Annotated in this window: 13 protein-coding genes; 8 read left to right on the top strand and 5 right to left on the bottom strand. The window is 69.2% G+C overall.

Annotation, left to right across the window (positions count from 1 at the left end; all coding sequences use genetic code 11):
* The first annotated feature begins 18 nt into the window (after positions 1–18).
* The 3 genes from Q4I23_RS20600 to Q4I23_RS20590 are packed head-to-tail and all read left to right on the top strand — an operon-like array spanning position 19 to position 3,424.
* Positions 19–1,110, top strand: coding sequence for an ABC transporter permease (locus Q4I23_RS20600; protein ID WP_498527439.1), 1,092 nt, complete (start codon positions 19–21; stop codon positions 1,108–1,110).
* A gap of 13 nt (positions 1,111–1,123) precedes the next feature.
* Positions 1,124–2,788: an ABC transporter ATP-binding protein gene (locus Q4I23_RS20595; RefSeq protein WP_498527438.1), complete on the top strand. Its 1,665-nt coding sequence runs from the start codon at positions 1,124–1,126 to the stop codon at positions 2,786–2,788.
* 33 nt (positions 2,789–2,821) lie between these two features.
* Positions 2,822–3,424: an ANTAR domain-containing response regulator gene (locus Q4I23_RS20590; RefSeq protein ID WP_454017321.1), complete on the top strand. Its 603-nt coding sequence runs from the start codon at positions 2,822–2,824 to the stop codon at positions 3,422–3,424.
* Positions 3,425–3,618: 194 nt separating this feature from the next.
* Here the strand turns inward: Q4I23_RS20590 and Q4I23_RS20585 are convergent, their stop codons facing one another.
* Positions 3,619–4,017 carry a RidA family protein gene (locus Q4I23_RS20585; protein WP_498527437.1) on the bottom strand — a complete coding sequence of 133 codons (399 nt, stop codon included), beginning with the start codon at positions 4,015–4,017 and terminating at the stop codon, positions 3,619–3,621.
* 102 nt (positions 4,018–4,119) lie between these two features.
* Between Q4I23_RS20585 and Q4I23_RS20580 the strand changes: the two genes are divergently transcribed.
* From Q4I23_RS20580 to Q4I23_RS20570, 3 genes are all read left to right on the top strand, one after another.
* On the top strand, positions 4,120–5,028 hold the full coding sequence (locus Q4I23_RS20580) for a LysR family transcriptional regulator (RefSeq protein ID WP_498527436.1): 909 nt from the start codon (positions 4,120–4,122) through the stop codon (positions 5,026–5,028).
* 78 nt (positions 5,029–5,106) lie between these two features.
* Complete coding sequence (locus Q4I23_RS20575; RefSeq protein WP_014197976.1) at positions 5,107–5,823, top strand: YoaK family protein; 717 nt, start codon at positions 5,107–5,109, stop codon at positions 5,821–5,823.
* Positions 5,824–5,875: 52 nt separating this feature from the next.
* Positions 5,876–6,412 (top strand): mismatch-specific DNA-glycosylase, encoded by a 537-nt coding sequence (locus tag Q4I23_RS20570; protein WP_454017324.1) that lies wholly within the window; start codon positions 5,876–5,878, stop codon positions 6,410–6,412.
* Positions 6,413–6,452: 40 nt separating this feature from the next.
* Here the strand turns inward: Q4I23_RS20570 and Q4I23_RS20565 are convergent, their stop codons facing one another.
* A complete protein-coding gene (locus Q4I23_RS20565; protein WP_237905455.1) occupies positions 6,453–7,334 on the bottom strand; it encodes a ParB/RepB/Spo0J family partition protein in 882 nt (293 codons plus the stop codon).
* Positions 7,324–8,343 (bottom strand): ParA family protein, encoded by a 1,020-nt coding sequence (locus Q4I23_RS20560; RefSeq protein ID WP_014197973.1) that lies wholly within the window; start codon positions 8,341–8,343, stop codon positions 7,324–7,326. Before Q4I23_RS20560 ends, Q4I23_RS20565 begins: the two co-directional genes overlap by 11 nt.
* Before the next feature lie 1,082 nt (positions 8,344–9,425).
* Here Q4I23_RS20560 and Q4I23_RS20555 point away from each other — a divergent pair.
* Positions 9,426–10,397 carry a replication protein RepA gene (locus Q4I23_RS20555; protein ID WP_014197970.1) on the top strand — a complete coding sequence of 324 codons (972 nt, stop codon included), beginning with the start codon at positions 9,426–9,428 and terminating at the stop codon, positions 10,395–10,397.
* A gap of 139 nt (positions 10,398–10,536) precedes the next feature.
* Complete coding sequence (locus Q4I23_RS20550) at positions 10,537–11,775, top strand: trypsin-like serine peptidase (protein WP_498527435.1); 1,239 nt, start codon at positions 10,537–10,539, stop codon at positions 11,773–11,775.
* 98 nt (positions 11,776–11,873) lie between these two features.
* Here Q4I23_RS20550 and Q4I23_RS20545 read toward each other — a convergent pair whose 3' ends face one another.
* Together Q4I23_RS20545 and Q4I23_RS20540 are read right to left on the bottom strand one after the other, a co-directional pair.
* Positions 11,874–15,644: an AAA family ATPase gene (locus Q4I23_RS20545; protein ID WP_498527434.1), complete on the bottom strand. Its 3,771-nt coding sequence runs from the start codon at positions 15,642–15,644 to the stop codon at positions 11,874–11,876.
* A complete protein-coding gene (locus Q4I23_RS20540; RefSeq protein ID WP_498527433.1) occupies positions 15,644–16,900 on the bottom strand; it encodes an exonuclease SbcCD subunit D in 1,257 nt (418 codons plus the stop codon). Before Q4I23_RS20540 ends, Q4I23_RS20545 begins: the two co-directional genes overlap by 1 nt.
* Positions 16,901–17,222: the final 322 nt, after the last annotated feature.

The following is a 17,222-nucleotide window of genomic DNA, read 5'->3' as shown; positions in this document are numbered from 1 at the left end:
AAACAGAAAGATCACCCCATGACCAGCGTGACCGAAGCCTCCACCCTCTCCACCGCCGAGGCGATGCGCGCCCGGCGCAAGGCCCGCCTCGCCCACGCGCTCAACCGCACCGCCGCCACCCTGCAGATCGTCGGGCTCGGCTGGCTCAGCCCGCTGCTCCGCATGGCCGCCGGGGACAGCCCGCGCCAGCAGGGGCAGGAGCTGTGGCAACAGATGGGCGTGCCGCTGACCGCCCTGATGCTGTTCCTCGCCGCCTGGGCGTGGCTGGCCCCGCAGGTGAACACCAGCCTGGGCGCCATCCCCGGCCCGGCCCAGGTGTGGGAGCAGGTGGGCGTCCTCCACGCCGACCATCAGGCCGAACGCGCCAAGGAGGCCGCCTTCTACGACCGGCAGGCCAAGCGCAACGCCGAGCTGCTGGCCAAGGACCCCAGCGCCGAGGTCAAGACCCGGCCCTACGCCGGCAAGCCGACCTATCTCGACCAGATCGTCACCAGCCTGAAGACGGTCTTCACCGGCTTCCTGCTGGGTGCGCTGATCGCGGTGCCGCTGGGCGTGGCCTGCGGCCTGTCCCGCACGGTCAACGCGGCGATGAACCCGCTGATCCAGATCTTCAAGCCGGTGTCGCCGCTGGCCTGGCTGCCCCTGGTCACCATGGTGGTCAGCGCCACCGTGTCGAGCGACAACCCGACCTTCGAGAAGTCCTTCCTGACCTCGGCCGTCACGGTCACGCTCTGCTCGCTGTGGCCGACTCTGATCAACACGGCGGTCGGCGTGTCGTCCATCGACAAGGACCTGATGAACGTCGGCAAGGTGCTGCAGCTCTCCGGCCCGACGATGGTGCGCCGGCTCGTGCTGCCCTCGGCGCTGCCCTACATCTTCACCGGTCTGCGGCTGTCGCTGGGCGTGGGCTGGATGGTGCTGATCGCGGCGGAGATGCTGGCCCAGAACCCCGGCCTCGGCAAGTTCGTGTGGGACGAGTTCCAGAACGGCTCCTCCTCCTCGCTCGCCCGCATCATGGTGGCGGTCTTCACCATCGGCCTGATCGGCTTCCTGCTCGACCGCGTCATGCTGGCCTTCCAGGCCGCCATTTCCCACACCGGCACCCGCTGAGGAGTCCCCGAGCATGGCCATCCTTGAGCTGAAGAATGTCGCGAAGTCCTATGGCGGGACCGAGGTGCTGCGCGGCATCGACCTGTCCATCGCGGAAGGCGAGTTCGTCGCCATCGTCGGCTTCTCAGGCGCCGGCAAGACCACGCTGGTCAACCTGATGGGCGGGCTGGCCGCCCCCGACGCCGGGGAGGTGCTGTTCCGCGGCCAGCCGGTGCGCGGGCCGGGGGCGGAGCGCGGCGTCGTGTTCCAGAACTACTCGCTGATGCCTTGGCTGAGCGTGAAGGACAACGTGGCGCTGGCCGTGGACGCCGTGCACAAGGGCAAGGCCTCGGCGGAGCGCGGCGTGCTGACCCGCCGGGCTGTAGAGACGGTGGGGCTGGGCCACGCCACCGACCGCCGCCCCAAGGAGCTGTCGGGCGGCATGCGCCAGCGCGTCGGCTTCGCCCGCGCGCTCGCCATGAGCCCGGAGATGCTGCTGCTGGACGAGCCGCTGTCGGCGCTGGACGCGCTGACCCGCGCCAAGCTCCAGGACGAGATCGAGGCGATCTGGCGCAAGGACCGCAAGACCGTCGTCCTCATCACCAACGACGTGGACGAGGCCATCCTGCTGGCCGACCGCATCATCCCGCTGACGCCGGGTCCGGGGGCGACGCTCGGCCCGGCCTTCGCGGTGGACCTGCCGCGCCCGCGCGACCGCACCGCCGTGAACCACGACCCCGACTTCAAGCGCCTGCGCGCCGAGGTCACGGCGTGGCTGATGGAGGCCGGGGCCAGCCGCGCCGCCGCCGCGGTGGACGAGACACTGACCCTGCCGGCGGCGACGCCGATCACCGCCGCGCCGCCGCCCAAGGCCTATCTGGCCGGGCAAGCCGGCGGCCTGTCCGACGACCGCTATGTGGAGTTCAGCCGGGTCACCAAGACCTTCGCCACGCCGAAGGGGCCGCTGACCGTGGTGGACGGCTTCGACCTGAAGATGCGCAAGGGGGAGTTCATCTCCCTGATCGGCCATTCGGGCTGCGGCAAGTCCACCGTGCTGTCGATGGTCGCCGGGCTGGCCGACGTGTCCAGCGGCGGCATCGTGCTGGACGGCCGGGAGGTCGACGGCGCCGGCCCCGACCGGGCGGTGGTCTTCCAAGCGCCCAGCCTGTTCCCCTGGCTGACCGCGCTGGAGAACGTCATGCTGGGGGTGGACCGCGTCTACCCGCAGGCCGGCCGGGGGGAGCGCAACGACATTGCCCGCTACTACCTGTCGCGCGTCGGGCTGGGCGACGCCATGCACAAGAAGGCGGCGGAGCTGTCCAACGGCATGAAGCAGCGCGTCGGCATCGCGCGGGCCTTCGCCCTGTCGCCGAAGCTGCTGCTGCTGGACGAGCCCTTTGGGATGCTGGACAGCCTGACCCGCTGGGAGCTTCAGGAGGTGTTGATGGAGGTGTGGGCGCGCACCCAGGTCACCGCCATCTGCGTCACCCACGACGTTGACGAGGCGATCCTGCTGGCCGACCGTGTGGTGATGATGTCCAACGGGCCGAACGCCCGCATCGGCCACATCCTGGAGGTGGACATCCCCCACCCCCGGACCCGGCAGGCCCTGCTGGAGCATCCCCGTTACTACGCCTACCGGGAAGAGTTGCTGAACTTCCTGGAGGGCGGGCATCACGGGACGGTGAAGGCGGCGTGAAGTGGGCGGCGTGAAGGGGAGGGCGGAGCGGCAATGGCGAACAAACCCCTGACCATTCTGGTGGCCGGCCCCGACGCCGACGCCACGCGGCCAGTGGAGGACGGCTTGGCCGGGGCGGGGGGCCGCGACCGGGGCGCCGATCGGATCGTCGTGGTCCATGGCCTCGCCGACCTGCCAGCCCGCCTCGCCGCGCTGGCGCCGGACGCGGTCGTCGCTGTTTTGGAAACATCGGCCCCAGCGGCGTTGGACGGCGTCTTCCGGCTGGCCCGGTCGGGAGCCTGCGCCGTCGTCCTCTTCGCCGACAAAGCGCCGCCGGGGGCAGCCGCGCAGGCGGCGGAGGCCGGGGTGGCCGCCTTCGTCCTGGACGGGCTGCACCCCGCCCGCGTGCGACCGATCCTGGAAACCGCGCTGGCCAGATTCGCTGCTTTTGAAACGCTGAAACGCGAACGCGACGAGGCACGTTCGCAGCTCGCCGACCGCAAGCTGATCGAGCGGGCGAAGGGCATCCTGATGCAGCAGAAGTCCCTGACGGAGGAGGCGGCCTACAACGCCCTGCGCAAGGCCGCCATGAAGCAGGGCCGCCGCATCGCCGACATCGCGCAAAGCGTCATCACCGCCGCCCAGATCGAGCTGTGACGCGTTTCAGAACAAGGACTTCAGGCGGAAATGATACTGAACAGACATTTCACTTCCTAGACTGGAAGATCGGTGTTTGCGTGGTCTTGTGACGGTGCGTCCCAACAACAATGCCAAAGCTTGCGAGTCGCGACAAGCCGTCCAATGAGCACGATGGATGACCTGATGAGAAGGACGTTGTCGCCAATGCCGGCTCAGACGGTTTGTGGAACCCGAGCGATCACCTTGATCTCGAAGTCGAAACCGGCGAGCCACGTCACGCCGACGGCAGTCCAGTTGGGATAGGGCTTCTCCGGAAACATCCGGTCTTTGACCGACAGAACGGTCTCGAACTGGGCCTCCGGATCGGTGTGGAACGTCGTTACGTCCACGATATCGTCGAACGTGCCGCCGGCCGCTTTCAGAACCTCGCGAAGGTTGTCGAAAGCCAGTTGAACCTGCTTCGCGAAGTCCGGCTCGGGAGAACCATCCTCGCGTCCGCCGACCTGCCCCGAGATGAAGATCAGATCGCCGGATCGAATGGCCGCGGAGTAGCGGTGGATTTCGTAGAGCGCCTGCCGGCCGGCAGGAAAGAGGGCGTCGCGCTTGGACATCGGTGTCTCCCGTTCGGATTGGACCTGGAGCAGGAGATAGCAGCCGAAGAGGTGCGCGATTAGACGTTGAAATCGGCACGGGTTGATGCAAAATCGCCATCAATGATGCGCCCCTCCCTCAACGACCTCAGCGCCTTCGTGGCGGTTGCCACCCACCGCAGCTTTCGTCGTGCGGCGGATGAGCTGGGAACGGCGCCATCCACGCTGAGTCACGCGATGCGTGGCCTTGAGGAACGGTTGGGCGTGCGTCTTCTCAACCGCACGACCCGCAGCGTCGCGCCGACGGAAGCAGGGCTCGAACTGCTCGGCCGCCTGCAGCTCGCCCTGACATCGTTGGACGAAGCGCTGGACGCCGCCTCTGCTTTTCGGGGCAACGTGGCCGGCCGGGTCCGGATCAACGCGCCGCGCGTGGCCGCTGCGGCCCTCGTCCGCGACGTCCTCCCGCGCATGGTCGAACGATATCCCGACGTGACGGTGGATCTGGTCGTCGAGGGGCGGCTGATCGACATCGTGTCCGGCGGCTTCGACGCCGGCGTCCGCCTGATCGACTCCATCCCGAAGGACATGATCGCGGTGCCCTTCCCGGACCCGATCGGCTTCGTCTGCGTCGCCTCTCCCGCCTATCTCGACCGCGCCGGGGAGCCGACGACGCCGGACGAACTCCAGCACCATCGCTGCATCGGTCACCGCCTGCCGGGCGGGCGGCTGTACCGGTGGGAGTTCGAGCGGGCCGGGCAGGAATTGACGGTCGACACAAACGGACCGGTGGTTCTCGACGACGAGGAGTTGATGGCGGACGCCGCCGCGCAAGGATTGGGAATCGCCTATGTGGTGAGTTGGGCCGCCGAAGCCGCTCTTGCGGACGGGCGGTTGCGAACCGTCCTGCCCGGCTGGATGCACAAGCCGGAGCGGGCGGCGGTGTATTATCCCGGGCACCGCGCCGTGCCTCCGGCCCTGCGGGCGTTCCTCGATGTCGTCAAGACCATGCCGGTCGGTGCGGGAACGCATTGATGACCCCACAAACCAGCGGGTCCCCGACGCATGCGGTCGCTACTATGATGGCGCCCCGTTTGGTTCAGGGAGTTGGGCATGCTGGTCCGGCAGGGTGAACATCGTGGCGTGTCGGCGGACCGCAGTCTGGCTTGGTCGCTGGCGGGCATCGCCGGCGCCGTCAACGCCGCGGGATTCTACGCCGCCGGCCTCTACTCCTCGCATATGACCGGCACCGTCTCGACCATGGCCGATCATCTGGCGCTGGGCGAGATGGGCGCCTTCGGCATGGCGCTGGCGATCGTGGCGACCTTCATCGCCGGGGCGATGGTGTCGGCGATGCTCATCAACGCCGGGCAGCGCCGTGGCCTGTCGGCGATCTACGCCTACAGCGTCTGCCTCGAAGCCCTGCTGCTCGCCGGGCTCGGCGCCGCCGACGTCTGGCTGCACGAGCTGCGCGGCGCCGCGCTGGTCATGGGGTTGAGCTTCTTGATGGGGTTGCAGAACGCCATCGTCACGCGCATCTCCAACGCCCGCGTCCGCACCACCCACGTCACCGGCATGATCACCGACATCGGGATCGAGCTGGGCAACCTGATCGACGATCTCTACCACCGCAACGGCCGGGATCGCGTCCGGGTGACGCTCGACAAGCTGAAGACGCATCTGCCGACCGTCGGCTCCTTCTTCCTGGGCGGTGTGCTGGGGGTGCTGGGCTACAGCGCCTGGGGCGCCATGCTGTTCGTGACGCTGGCGGCCATCCTCGCCGGCTTCGCCGCCCCGGTGATTCTCGCCGAATGGCGGACGGCGGAGTAGAGGCGTTTCAAATTCAGCGTTGCTGGACGCCGTTTCACACTGTTGACGCAATATGACCGATTCCGAAGGCCCGATCCCCGACATCATCGCCCCCGGCCTGAACGCTTTGTTCGTCGGCTTCAACCCCGGAACGCGCTCCGGCCAGCTCGGCCACAACTACGCGGGGCGGGGCAACCAGTTCTGGAAACTGCTGGCGGAGGCCGGCCTGACGCCGCGCCTGCTGCGCCCGGAGGAGGACCGGCTGTTGCCGGAGTTCGGGCTGGGCTCCACCAACCTCGTGGCGCGGGCGACGCCGGGCGCCGCCGATCTCAGCCGCGCGGAGCTGCGCGGCGGCGTGCCGCGGCTGCGCGCCCTGATCGCGGAAATCCGACCGCGGGTGATCGCCTACACGGGGAAGGGTGTCTATCTCGCCGCCGCGGATCGCGACCGGGCGGAGTGGGGCGTGCAGCCGGACAGCCTGTTCAATGGTCCGGTGGACGTCGTGCTGCCGTCGCCCAGCGGCCTTGCCCGCCTGCCCTTCGCGGAAAAGCTGCGCTGGTTCTGCGAAGTCAGGCGGGTCATCGACGCTGAAGTTGACACCCGCCGCTGACGTCAGCGGGTGTCCGTTACAAATTCAGCGTTGCTGACGGTCAGGCCAGCAGCTCATCGAGAAGGGCGTGGAGGCGGCGCAACTCCTGCCATTGCGCCTCGCTGAGCTGCTTGCGGTGCGCCCGCAGCTCCCCGGCGTCGACGGCGGAGAAGTCCTTGGCGATGCGCTGGACGGCGGAGACGAAACGCACCGCCGGGGCGGGCTGAACCTTCGCCGCCGCAACGGAATCCGGCTCGCCGCCGCCCATCTGGGCGCGCTTCGCCTCGCGCAACGCCTTGACGGTGCCGCCGTCCTTGATGGTGTCCCACAGCTTCCTCTGCAGGATCGGATCGTCCACCGCGGCGATCTCCGTCAGGATGCTTTTCGGGACGGAGCGGTGGCGCGTTTCAAATTCAGCGACGATGTCGGCCGGCAGACGCAGCAGCGACAGGGTGCGCGTCACCTCCGCCTGGCTGCGCCCGATCACCTGCCCCAGCGCCTCGTGCGTGTAGTCGTGCCGCTCGATCAGCCGGGCGAAGGCGCGGGCCAGCTCCATGGCGTCGAGGTCGACGCGCTGGATGTTCTCGATCAGCGCCAGCTCGTCCGGGTCGCCGTCGGTGACGATGGCGAAGATGGTCTGGCGGCCAGCCAGCCCGCAGGCGCGCAGACGCCGCTCACCGGCGATCAGCCGGTAGTCGCCGTCGCCGAGATCCTGCACGAGAACCGGCTGCTTCAGCCCGTGCCGGGCGATGGAGTTGGCCAGCTCCTGCAGCGACTGGTCGTCGAAATGGCGGCGCGGCTGGTCGGGATTCGGGTGCACCCGGTCGAGATCGACCTCGATCAACCGCGGGAAGTCGGCGGAGAGCCCGAACAGCGCGTCCCCGCCGCGCTGCGCCGCCTTGTCGAAAATGCGGGTGCTGGTCCGTTCGAGTTTACGAGACATGGGCGTCTTCCGCAGTCTGGAGGTGGGCGGCCAGTTCGCGCGCCAGTTCGCCGTAGGCCTGGACGCTGTTGGAATTCGGATCGGCCTCGATGGCCGGACGGCCGGCGCCCGACGCCTGGGCGAACAGGGTGGCGCGCGGCACCGCGTTCAGAACGCGGGTCCGCCCCTCGTAATGCTCCTGAATCTCGCGCAGGCTGGCCTGATCTTGCGTCAAGCGCGACGAGAACATGGTCGGCAGGATGCCGAAGATGTTCAGCGACGGGTTCGAGCGGCGGCGGATCTTTGCGATGGTTTCCAGCAGCAGCGGCACGCCAAGCCCGGCGAACACCTCCGTCTGCACGGGAATCAGCACGAGATCGCTGGCCGCCAGCGCGTTGATGGTGAGAAGACCGAGGTTGGGCGGGCAGTCGATCACGATGACATCGTAACGGTTCCGCACCTCCGCCAGCTTCTCCTTGAGCACCAGCGAGTTGTCCGGCTCCGCCACCAGTTCCGTCTCCGCCGCGGCCAGCCCGATGCTGGAAGGGGCGAGCATGACGGCGCCGCCGCACACCGGCTGGAGGATGCTGTCGAAGGACGCCCCGCCGCGCACCACATTATAGATGCCCTTGCGCTGGGTTTCGATCTCGCCGGGGTCGAGCCCCATATGGACGGTGGCGTTGCCCTGGGGATCGCTGTCGAGAAGCATGACCTTCAGGCCCAGCGTGGACAGCGCGTAGGACAGGTTGACCGCTGTCGTGGTCTTGCCGACGCCGCCCTTCTGATTTGCCACCGCCACCACGGCGCGCTGCATCTTCGGCACCCCGGCGTTCTGCGGCACGGCGGCCATCCCGCCCTGGCCGGCCAGGAACCCGGCGACCTGCTGGGGGATGCGCTCCGCCCCGCTTTCCCACCGGCTGATCCGGGAACGGTCGTAGCGGCGATTCAGTGCGCCGTTGAGCCATGTCGCGAAGCTCAATTGGTCCTCGGCACGCCGTTCGCGGATGGCGCGCAGTTCTTCCCCGTTCATCGGGCCTCCGGCTTTCCCTGTGTGAGGTCCTTTCTTGCAAAATGTGACGCAACTGGTCAAGCCGGAGCGCATCGAATTGCGTCAAACGGCGACGGGAGCGGGAGTCATGCGACGTCGTATGGGACTATGGTCATAGAATTCGACGACTTTTGCCGGCCTCTGCGAGCGGCGGAAAACCATTCCGGAGGCGAATCGATCCGGACCCCGTCAAGCCCATTTTCCGAAGCGTTACCAATTCAGCGTTGGTGGCGGGGTGTGGCTTCGATTCGGCCTTTGAATCGCTTGGAGTCTGTCGTTTCAAATTCAGCGTCGTATGCCGATTCGTGGGTTTGCGTCGGCGTTGCAAGATCTGCGCGAGACTCGCCGAGTCGGCTAAGCCCTGGAAAGCCTTGGGTTTCCGAGTCGAATGTTACCAATTCAGCGTTGGAGCAGAGTCGCCTTTGTATCAAATTCAGCGTCAGGTCCGGTTGACAGTTGACGGTCCTGGCCTGGAATCCCTGACCAAGTGGGATGCTCGTTTTGGTGGAGGATAGGGGTCCGGATCACCCTCGAATGCCCGGTTGGCGATTCTCCGACCCCTCCGACGTTGCGTTTTCAGCGAAGGGGGTCGCGCCAGCACCCGCGCAACCGGTCTAACCGGAGAATCCTATAGGGACTCATATAGGACATGGTTGCGAGTTCAGCGTGGATAACCGCCTTTCGTGACTCGTCTTCAGCGTGGATGAGCGAGTCCCCGTTGCGACTTCGGCGTTCCCGCCGTTGCGAAGTCAGCGAGCCGATCCGGCCGGTTTCGCCCGCTGCGATTCCAACTCAGCGTGGACAAGCCCGTCCGGCTGTGGACAAGCGGCTTTCCGGCCCCGGACGCTCCGTTGGCGACGCTGATTTTGAAACGTTGGCTCGGCGGTTGCCGGCAGGGGAGGGGACGGCCGGGTTCGCAAACGGCCGCTTCGCTGAAGTTGAGTCGGAATCTGCAGCTTCTGTTGCGACTTCAGCGATTCGTGGGATGGACGCGCTTCACAGCCACCACATTTTGTGTTTTCTGAAATGACAGGAACGTGACCGAACGAGGCCGGAGGGGTCCCATGGCGAAAATCCACGAGCAGCTTACCCTGGAGGGATTCGAGGCGGTTCTTGCCCGCACCGAAGACCCCAAGGAGCGCCGCCGTGTGATGATGGCCCATGAAGCGCTGTCCAACGAGATGGACGCGATCGGCTATCTCCACGCCGGCTTCTGCCAAGCCTCCCTGCCGCACCGCAAGCCCAAGGACGAGACCGCTCCCTGGGTGCGCAACAACGGCAAGTACCAGCTCGTCGTCCGTCCAGGCATCCTGCCGCTGCGCGACGGCACGGTCCTGGACGTCGGCGTTCCCTACGGCGCCAAGGCGCGCCTGATCATGATCTACCTGCAGACCGAGGCGCGCAAGACGCGCAGCGCCCACGTCGATCTGGGGCCGAGCATGAGCGCGTGGCTGCGCCGTCTCGGGCTGGCTCCGACGGGGGGCGAGCGCGGCAACTACAAGCCGGTGCGCGAGCAGGTGCTGCGGATCGCCCGTAGCGAGTTCACCCTGCGCACCACCACCGGCCCCTCGACGGCGGAGATCTCCGACCAGCGCCTGATCGACGGCATCAAGCTGTGGCGGGACGAGGAGGACACGCCCGACCTGTTCCGCACCGGCGGCGAGTGGGTGCGCTTCGTCCGCCTGACCCAGAGCTTCTTCGAGCATCTGATGGAACACGCCGTTCCGCTGGACGAGCACGCCATCGCCAAGCTGAAGAACTCCGCCCTGGCGCTCGACGCCTATGTGTGGCTGGTCCACCGCCTGCACCGGCTGGACAAGCAGACGGTGGTTCCCTGGCACGCCCTGTCGCAGCATTTCGGCTCGGTCAGCGAGCACCGCGTCCTGGCCTTCCGCCTGAAGGAAGCGCTGAAGGACGTCATGGCCGTCTATCCCGACGCGAACATCGAGCCGACCTCCAAGGGGCTTGTCCTGCGCCCCTCGGCGCCGGCCGTGCCGTCGAACAAGCATCTCGTCCTGCGCCCCGTCCGCGGCTGACGGGCGGGCGGTTGAGCGCTGCTGGTGAAACAGCTCAGAGCGTGCTGCGCGTTGTTGAAAAACGCCTTTAAGGCGTGACATTGTGGGTCGGTCGCAACCATCCGGCGTGGTGCCGGATGCAGCAGAAGGACCGGCTCCAATGTCCTACAGGGTCGACGACGATCAGTATCCGGCGCGCGCCGTGGTCTCCATCGAGGCCAGCTGGGGAAACCGGACCTACGTCGGCTCGGGCTTTCTGGTCGGTCGCAACGACGTCGTCACCGCGTCCCACGTCGTTTACAACGCCGCGCTCGGCGGCAAGCCGAGCAGCCTGAAGATCTACCCGTCCTACAATCCCGGCAAAACGGACAACGTCGCCTACGGCGTTGCCAAATCACAGTTCTTCACCAATTTCGACCCGGATTCGGACGGCCGGCTCATCGCCGGCGATTTCTACCGGACCACCCAGAGCGGGTCGGAGATCGACGTCGCCCTGCTGACACTGTCCCAACCGATCGGCGATACTTACGGCTATTTCGGAATCGATTGGAACTACAGCGGCGGGTCGGCCAACGTCCTGGGCTATCCCACCAAATACGGACGGTACGAAGTCTTCGACAGCGGCACCATCCGCCGGTCAGGCGTCGATACGGTCTATTATTTGAATGCGGATCTGGAGATCAATCCCGGAAACTCCGGCGGTCCGATCTACTACAGCACCGGAAGCGGTGTCTTCGCCGTCGGCGTCGTGTCGACCGCCATCGGCGCCACGGCGCTTGGCGGTCACGCCTATTGGCTGAGGGACGCCCTGTCCGCCAACGACTCGTACATCTCCTCCGCCAGCCAGCCAGCCGCCGACTCGCTGCGGCGGGCCTTCGTGAGCGATGGCGTGTCCGGCTGGGAAGTCCAGATGGACATTTATGTCGGTCCGCTGACCACGCTGAAGAACGTCTATCTGGGCACCAAATCCATCGAGGCGGTGGTCGGCAGCGAACTTGGCGATTTCATGAACCTGGGTGCCGGCGACGATGCGGCGGATGGGAAGGGCGGTGATGACGTTCTGGACGGCGGCACCGGCTCCAACTTCCTGACCGGTGGGGCGGGCAACGACACCTTCTTCCTGGACGGGCGGGGCACCGGGGTGACCTGGTCCACCATCACCGACTTCGAGGCGGGCGAATGGACGACCGCCTGGGGTTGGAAGGAGGGCGTGTCGAAACTCACCTGGGAGGCGATGAAGGGCGCCAAGGGGTCCGAGGGCGCCACGGTGCGCATCGACTTCGACGGCAACGGCACCATCGACGGCAGCATCACCTTCACCGGAAAATCGGTCGGCGCGGTCATCACCATGCCGGGGCAGGTCGGCGCCGACAGCTATCTGGCCTTCCGTCTGGCCTGACGGCTCTTTTATCACGCAGGCACGGAGAGACACGAAGGAGGGCGCGCCCCCGTGTCTCCTTGACGGTCCCGCGGTGACCCCACGCAGCCTGGAGCACCCTACAACGGCAGCAGCAGTTCCCGCTCCGCCGCGGTGTCCGGCGATGGCACGGCCAGCGTCCCGCGGGTCACTGTCACGGCGCTGCGCCCTCCCCCCTGCGGGGTGACGCGCACCTGCACGCCGATCCGCTCCACCAGCGCCGGGACGTGGCTGATGACGCCAACCTGTCGGCCGGTGGCCTGAAGCGCCTCCAGGCAGGACAGCGCCAGATCCAGGCTGCCGGGGTCCAGCGTGCCGAACCCCTCGTCGATGAACAGCGTGCCGATTCCGCCACCGCCGCTGCCCCCCGCCATGGCCGACAGGCCGAGCGCCAGGGCCAGCGACACCAGGAACATTTCGCCGCCGGACAGACTGTGCACGCCGCGCCGCTCGTCGCCCATTTCGCCGTCCACCACCTGGATCTCCAGGTCGGCCCCGCCAACCCGTTCCAGCCGGTAGCGGCGGGCGAGATCCGCCAGATAGCGGTTCGCCTGGACCAGAAGCAGATCGAGGCTGAGGCTCTGGGCGAAGTTGCGCAGCTTCCGCCCATCGGCGGAGCCGATGAGCTGCGCCATGGTCGCCCACAGCTCCTGCGCCTTGCGTTGCGCCTTCACCCGGTCGAGCACGGCGGCGAGGCGGCCGCGGTTCTCCGTGTCGGCGCGCAGCCGGGCCTGGGCCTCGCCCAGCCGGCCGCGGGCCTCCTGAAGGCGCCGGCCCGTCTCGGCCACGGCCTCGCCGGCGTCCTCGGCGCCGAGGGCGGGGCGTCCGGCGTCGTGGTGCTCCTGCCGCAGCCGCGTCCGTTCGGCCGCCACAAGCGCGTGCTCGCGCCGCGCCGACTCGAGAGCGGCCAGCGCCCGCTCCTCCCCGGCCAGCCAGTCCTCGTCCCGGACCAGATGGGCGCGTGCCGCCTCCACAGTCACGCCGCAGCGTTCCGCCACGGCGGCTAGGGCGTCGACCGCGGCCTCCGCCTCGGCGGCGCACCGGCGGGCGGACTCGCCGCGCGTGGCGACGGTCTGCTCCGCCCCCGACAGGCGTGCCGCCGCGTCCTGCCGGGCGACGGTGGCCTGTTCGACCAGGGCCTCGGTTCGCCGGCAGGCCTCGGTCAGCTCCTTCTTCACCGCGCTCACCGCCCGTCCGTCCAACAGGGACGCCCGTGCCGCGCGCCGATCCTCCAGCGCGGCGTCCAACCCCTCGCACCGCCGCCGCGCCGCCTGTTCGGCCTGCCGCGCCCCCTCCAGCTCCGCCGCCTTGGCGCCGGCCTGCCGTTCCAGGGCCTCGACGTCGCGCAGCGACTGGGCCAATCCCTCGCGCTGGCGCAGAACCTCGGCAACCCGCCCGCCGACGCTCTTGCGGAATCCGTCGGGGTCGCTGTCCAGTGCCTTGTCCCAGCCGGTCAGCCCGGCGAAGGGCTGGCCCAGTTCCGTCCGTGCCGCGGCCCGCGTGTCCACCGTCTGATCGCGCCGCGCCACGGCCAGGGATTCGGCGTGGCGGGCGGCGTCGCGCTGACGGGTCCGCGCCTCGATCGCCCGCTCCACCTCGGTCAGCGCCGCGTCCCGCTCCCGGCAGGTCTGCACCGCGGCGTCGATCCTCGCCTTGTGGTCCAACGCCCTGGCCTCGGCCCGTCCGGCCTCCGCCAATTCCGCGTCCACGTCGACCAGCCGCCGGGTGACGGTCTCCGTGTCCGGTTCGGTGGGCAGTCCGAAGGTCGGTGCCCGCTGCGCCCAGCGTTCCACCGCGGTCGCCCGCTCCACCGCCAGGGCGGCCAGCCGTCCGTCCAGGGCCGCGGCCCGCTCGCGCGCCGCCTTCGCCGCGGCGGTGTGGGCGCCTTGTTCCGTGGCCAGCCCGGTTACTTCGGCGCGCAGGGTGGCGACGTGGCGTTCCTGATCCTCGGCCAGCCGGTCGAGCGGGGTGTGCCCGGCTCCCCAGGGATGCTCCGTGGCGCCGCAGACCGGGCAGGCCTCGCCCTCCGTCAATTGAGCGCGCAGCGATGCCACATCCTCGCTGCGGGCAAGGCGCAAGCGGTGCAGGGTGGCGTCCGCTTCCTCCAACGCCGCCCGGCGCTGGTCCAGTCGCGCTTTCGCCGCTGCCGCATGGGCCTCCCCGTCCGCTGCGGCCGTGCGCCGCTGCTCCCGTTCCGCTTCGGCCTCCGCGACGTCCGCCGCCAGCCGTGCGGCCCGCTCCGCCAGCTGGGCCAAGGCCGCCAGCCCATCGCGCCGCTCCGCCAGCGCCGTGCGGCGCCCGCGCAGGGCGTCCAGCGACTCCACCGCCTCGGCCTTCAGCGCGGACAGCGTCCGCTCGGCCGCGTCCCGCTGTGCTTCGGCGTCCCGCCGGACGGCGGACAGGTGTGCCAGCTCCGCCTCGTGGGCCATGGCCTCCGTGGCAGCACGGCGGGCCTCCGCCTCCGCCTCCCGCACCACCCTTGCCGAGTCGCGGAGGCGCAGCAGCAGCGCGTCCCAGCGCGCCCACTGGTCGGCCACCGGCAGCAGCGCCGTCTGTCCGGCCAGCCAGCCCTCCCGCTCCGCCGCATCGGTGCGGGCCTGCTCCAGTGCCGTCCGGGTGGCGCTCCAGCTCTCCCCAATTCCTTTGGCGTCCGCGTCCGCCGTTGCGGCGTCGGCGAGCGCACCGGTCTGTTGACCGGCCAGAGCGGCGATTTCGGCGTCCAGCGCGGCGGCCCGCTCCAGCTCCGGCTCGGCGGCGTCGACGGCGCCGCGGGCCTTCTCGTAGGCGGCGCGCACCTCGCGATGACGGGCCTCGGCCTGGACCAGCCGGTCCTGCGCCTCCGTCACCGCGGCGTGGGCATGGGCCAGCGCCTCCCCGGCCTCCGCCGCCGCCGCGGCGCAGCGGTCCGCCTCGCTCAACCGCACCCGCAAGGGCTGGAGACGGCGCAGCAGCGCAGCCTCCTCCCGCCGCGCCCCGGCCTCCTGCCAAACTGCTTCGGCCCGTGCGCTCGCCGCGGCGGCGTCCGCTTCCGCCTTGGCCAGCCGGGCGTCCTGCTCATGCCAGGCGACGGCGGCGCGGGCCTGCTCGAACGCCGTTTCCTCCCGCTGGACCGCCTCGGCCGCCGCTCCGACCTCGGTGTCCAGGACGGCGCGCTCATCGTCAGTCAGCACGCCGATGCCCGCGCATTGCGCGTCCAGCGCCTCCAGCGCCCGCTGCTCCTCCCGGGAGCGCTCGTGCGCGGCGACGGAGATGCGGGAATAGATCTCGGTGCCGGTCAGCAGCTCCAGCAGGGCGGAGCGCTCCATCGCCGGAGCCTTGAGGAAATTGGCGAAATCGCCTTGGGCCAGCAGGACGGCGCGGCGGAACTGCTCGAAGCTCAGCCCCAGCCGGCTGGAAATCTCGTCCAGCACGCTGGTCTTGCCGTCGCCCAGCCGCTTGCCGTCCGCAAGCGCGGTCAGGCTCATCGTCTGCTTTTGCAACTGGCCGCGCGCGTTCTGCCGCGCCCGCCGCAACTCCCAGCGCGCCCGGTAGGCGGCGCCGTCGATCCCCGCGAAATCCACCTCGGCCCAGCCGGACCCGGCGCCGCGACGCAGGATGCTGCGCACGTCGGTGGTGCTGATGGCGTCGGTGTCGCCGCTGGCGCCCAGCGCCACGCCGCGCCCGTCCGGCAGCCGGGGCATACGGTCGAACAGGGCGAGGCACAGCGCGTCCAGGATGGTGCTCTTACCCGCCCCGGTCGGGCCGGTGATGGCGAACAGGCCGGCGTGGCGCAGCGGCCCGCCGGCCAGCTCCACCGCAAAGGTCCCGTCCAGGCTGGCCAGATTGCCGCCGCGAACCGCCAGAATCCGCATCACGCGCCCTCCTGCACGGTCGCGACCAGTTCGTGGAAGGCGGCGAGCAAGGCTGGTTCCGGTTCGCTCTCGTGATGGCGGCGGTAGAGCCGCAGGAACACGTCCTCCGGCGCGAGGTCCGCCAGATCGGCCAGCGGCACGGATTCGGCCAGCGTCTCGCCGCTGCCGGTCAGCCGCAGGGCCAGCTTGACCAGCCGCGCCGGGCGTCCGGCCAGTGCCGCGACCACCTCCTCGCGCAGGGCTGGCCGGGGCGCCGGTAGTTCCACCGAGACCTCGACATAAGGCCAGGCTTCGCGCGGCAACTCCTCGTCCAGTTCCAGCGCGGCCAGCCTCGCCAGCGCATCCTCCGGCGTCGCGAACTGCCCGCCGCCGGGGACGCGCCGGATGGCGACGAAGCGGGGCACCCGAAGGGACTCGATGCGGGTTAGCTGTCCCTCCGCGAAGTCGGCCAGCACCACCTGATGCGGGTAGGGCTCCTCGTCCACCGCCAGCGGAAGGGGGGAGCCGCTGTAGCGCACCGATTCGCGCGCTCCCACCGCCTGCGCCCTGTGCAGATGGCCCAGCGCCACGTAGGCAGCGTCGTCCGGGAAGACGTCCACCGGCAGCGCGTGCTGGTTGCCGCCGAGAATCTTGCGCTCGCTGAGTTCGGACAGGGCGCCGTCGCGCATGTAGCAATGGCCGGTGAGGATCAGCGCCTCGCCGGGACGCAGCGCGCGCCGTCCGGCCTCCGCCGCATCGGCGTAGACTCGGCGCATTCCCTCGACCAGCGGGTCGGCGCCGGCCGCGATCTCCTCCTCGCTCAACGGCGGCAGGTCGGCGGGACGGAGGTAGGGAACGGCGACGCAGCGCGCGGCGACCGTTCCGTCGCGGCCGGTCAGCGGAACCACCAGCCCCTCCGGCGCGAAGGCGCCATCCTCGCCCACCGGCGGGGCGCCGACCACCCGCACCCCCATTTCCGTCAGCAAAGGAGAGGGCGCCTCCAGCCGGCTGCCGCTGTCGTGGTTGCCGGCGACCACCACGATGTCCAGCGCCGGGCAGCGTGCTTTGGCCTTGGCCAGGAACCGGTAGAACAGGCCGAGCGCCGGGATTGGCGGGTTCTGCCCGTCGAACACATCCCCGGCGATGACCAGCGCGTCGACGGCCCGATCCTCAAGCCGGTCGAGAAGCCAATCAAGGAAGCGCGCATGCTCGTGCTCGCGCGCGAAGCCGTGCAGTGTCTGCCCGAGGTGCCAATCGGCGGTGTGGAGAAGGCGCATGGAGGGAAACGGGTCCGTCGGAAAGGGGAGCGGCATTCTACGAAAGCGCGCCGCCGAACGCGCCGTGTGAAAAAGCAGCGGGAAAAAATCGCCGAGGGTCGAAAAAAGTGCTTGCCACCCCCGGGGGACCCCGCATATAAAGCGCCTCCCGACGCGGTGGCCGCCAACGAGGCGCCGACGGGTCGGAAACACAGAGACAATCTGGCCCTGGCGGCCCACTCCTTGAAGGGAATGGGCTCGGGGCGTTGCGGTTCTCCTGGAGCCGCGGGATCTTGGAAATCGTTGATACCGTGTTGTGAGAAGGGATGCGCAGGCGGCGGTT

It is taken from the genome of Azospirillum sp. UFLA03-27, from assembly GCF_059803775.1.
This window is presented reverse-complemented; position numbering and strand designations above follow the sequence as displayed.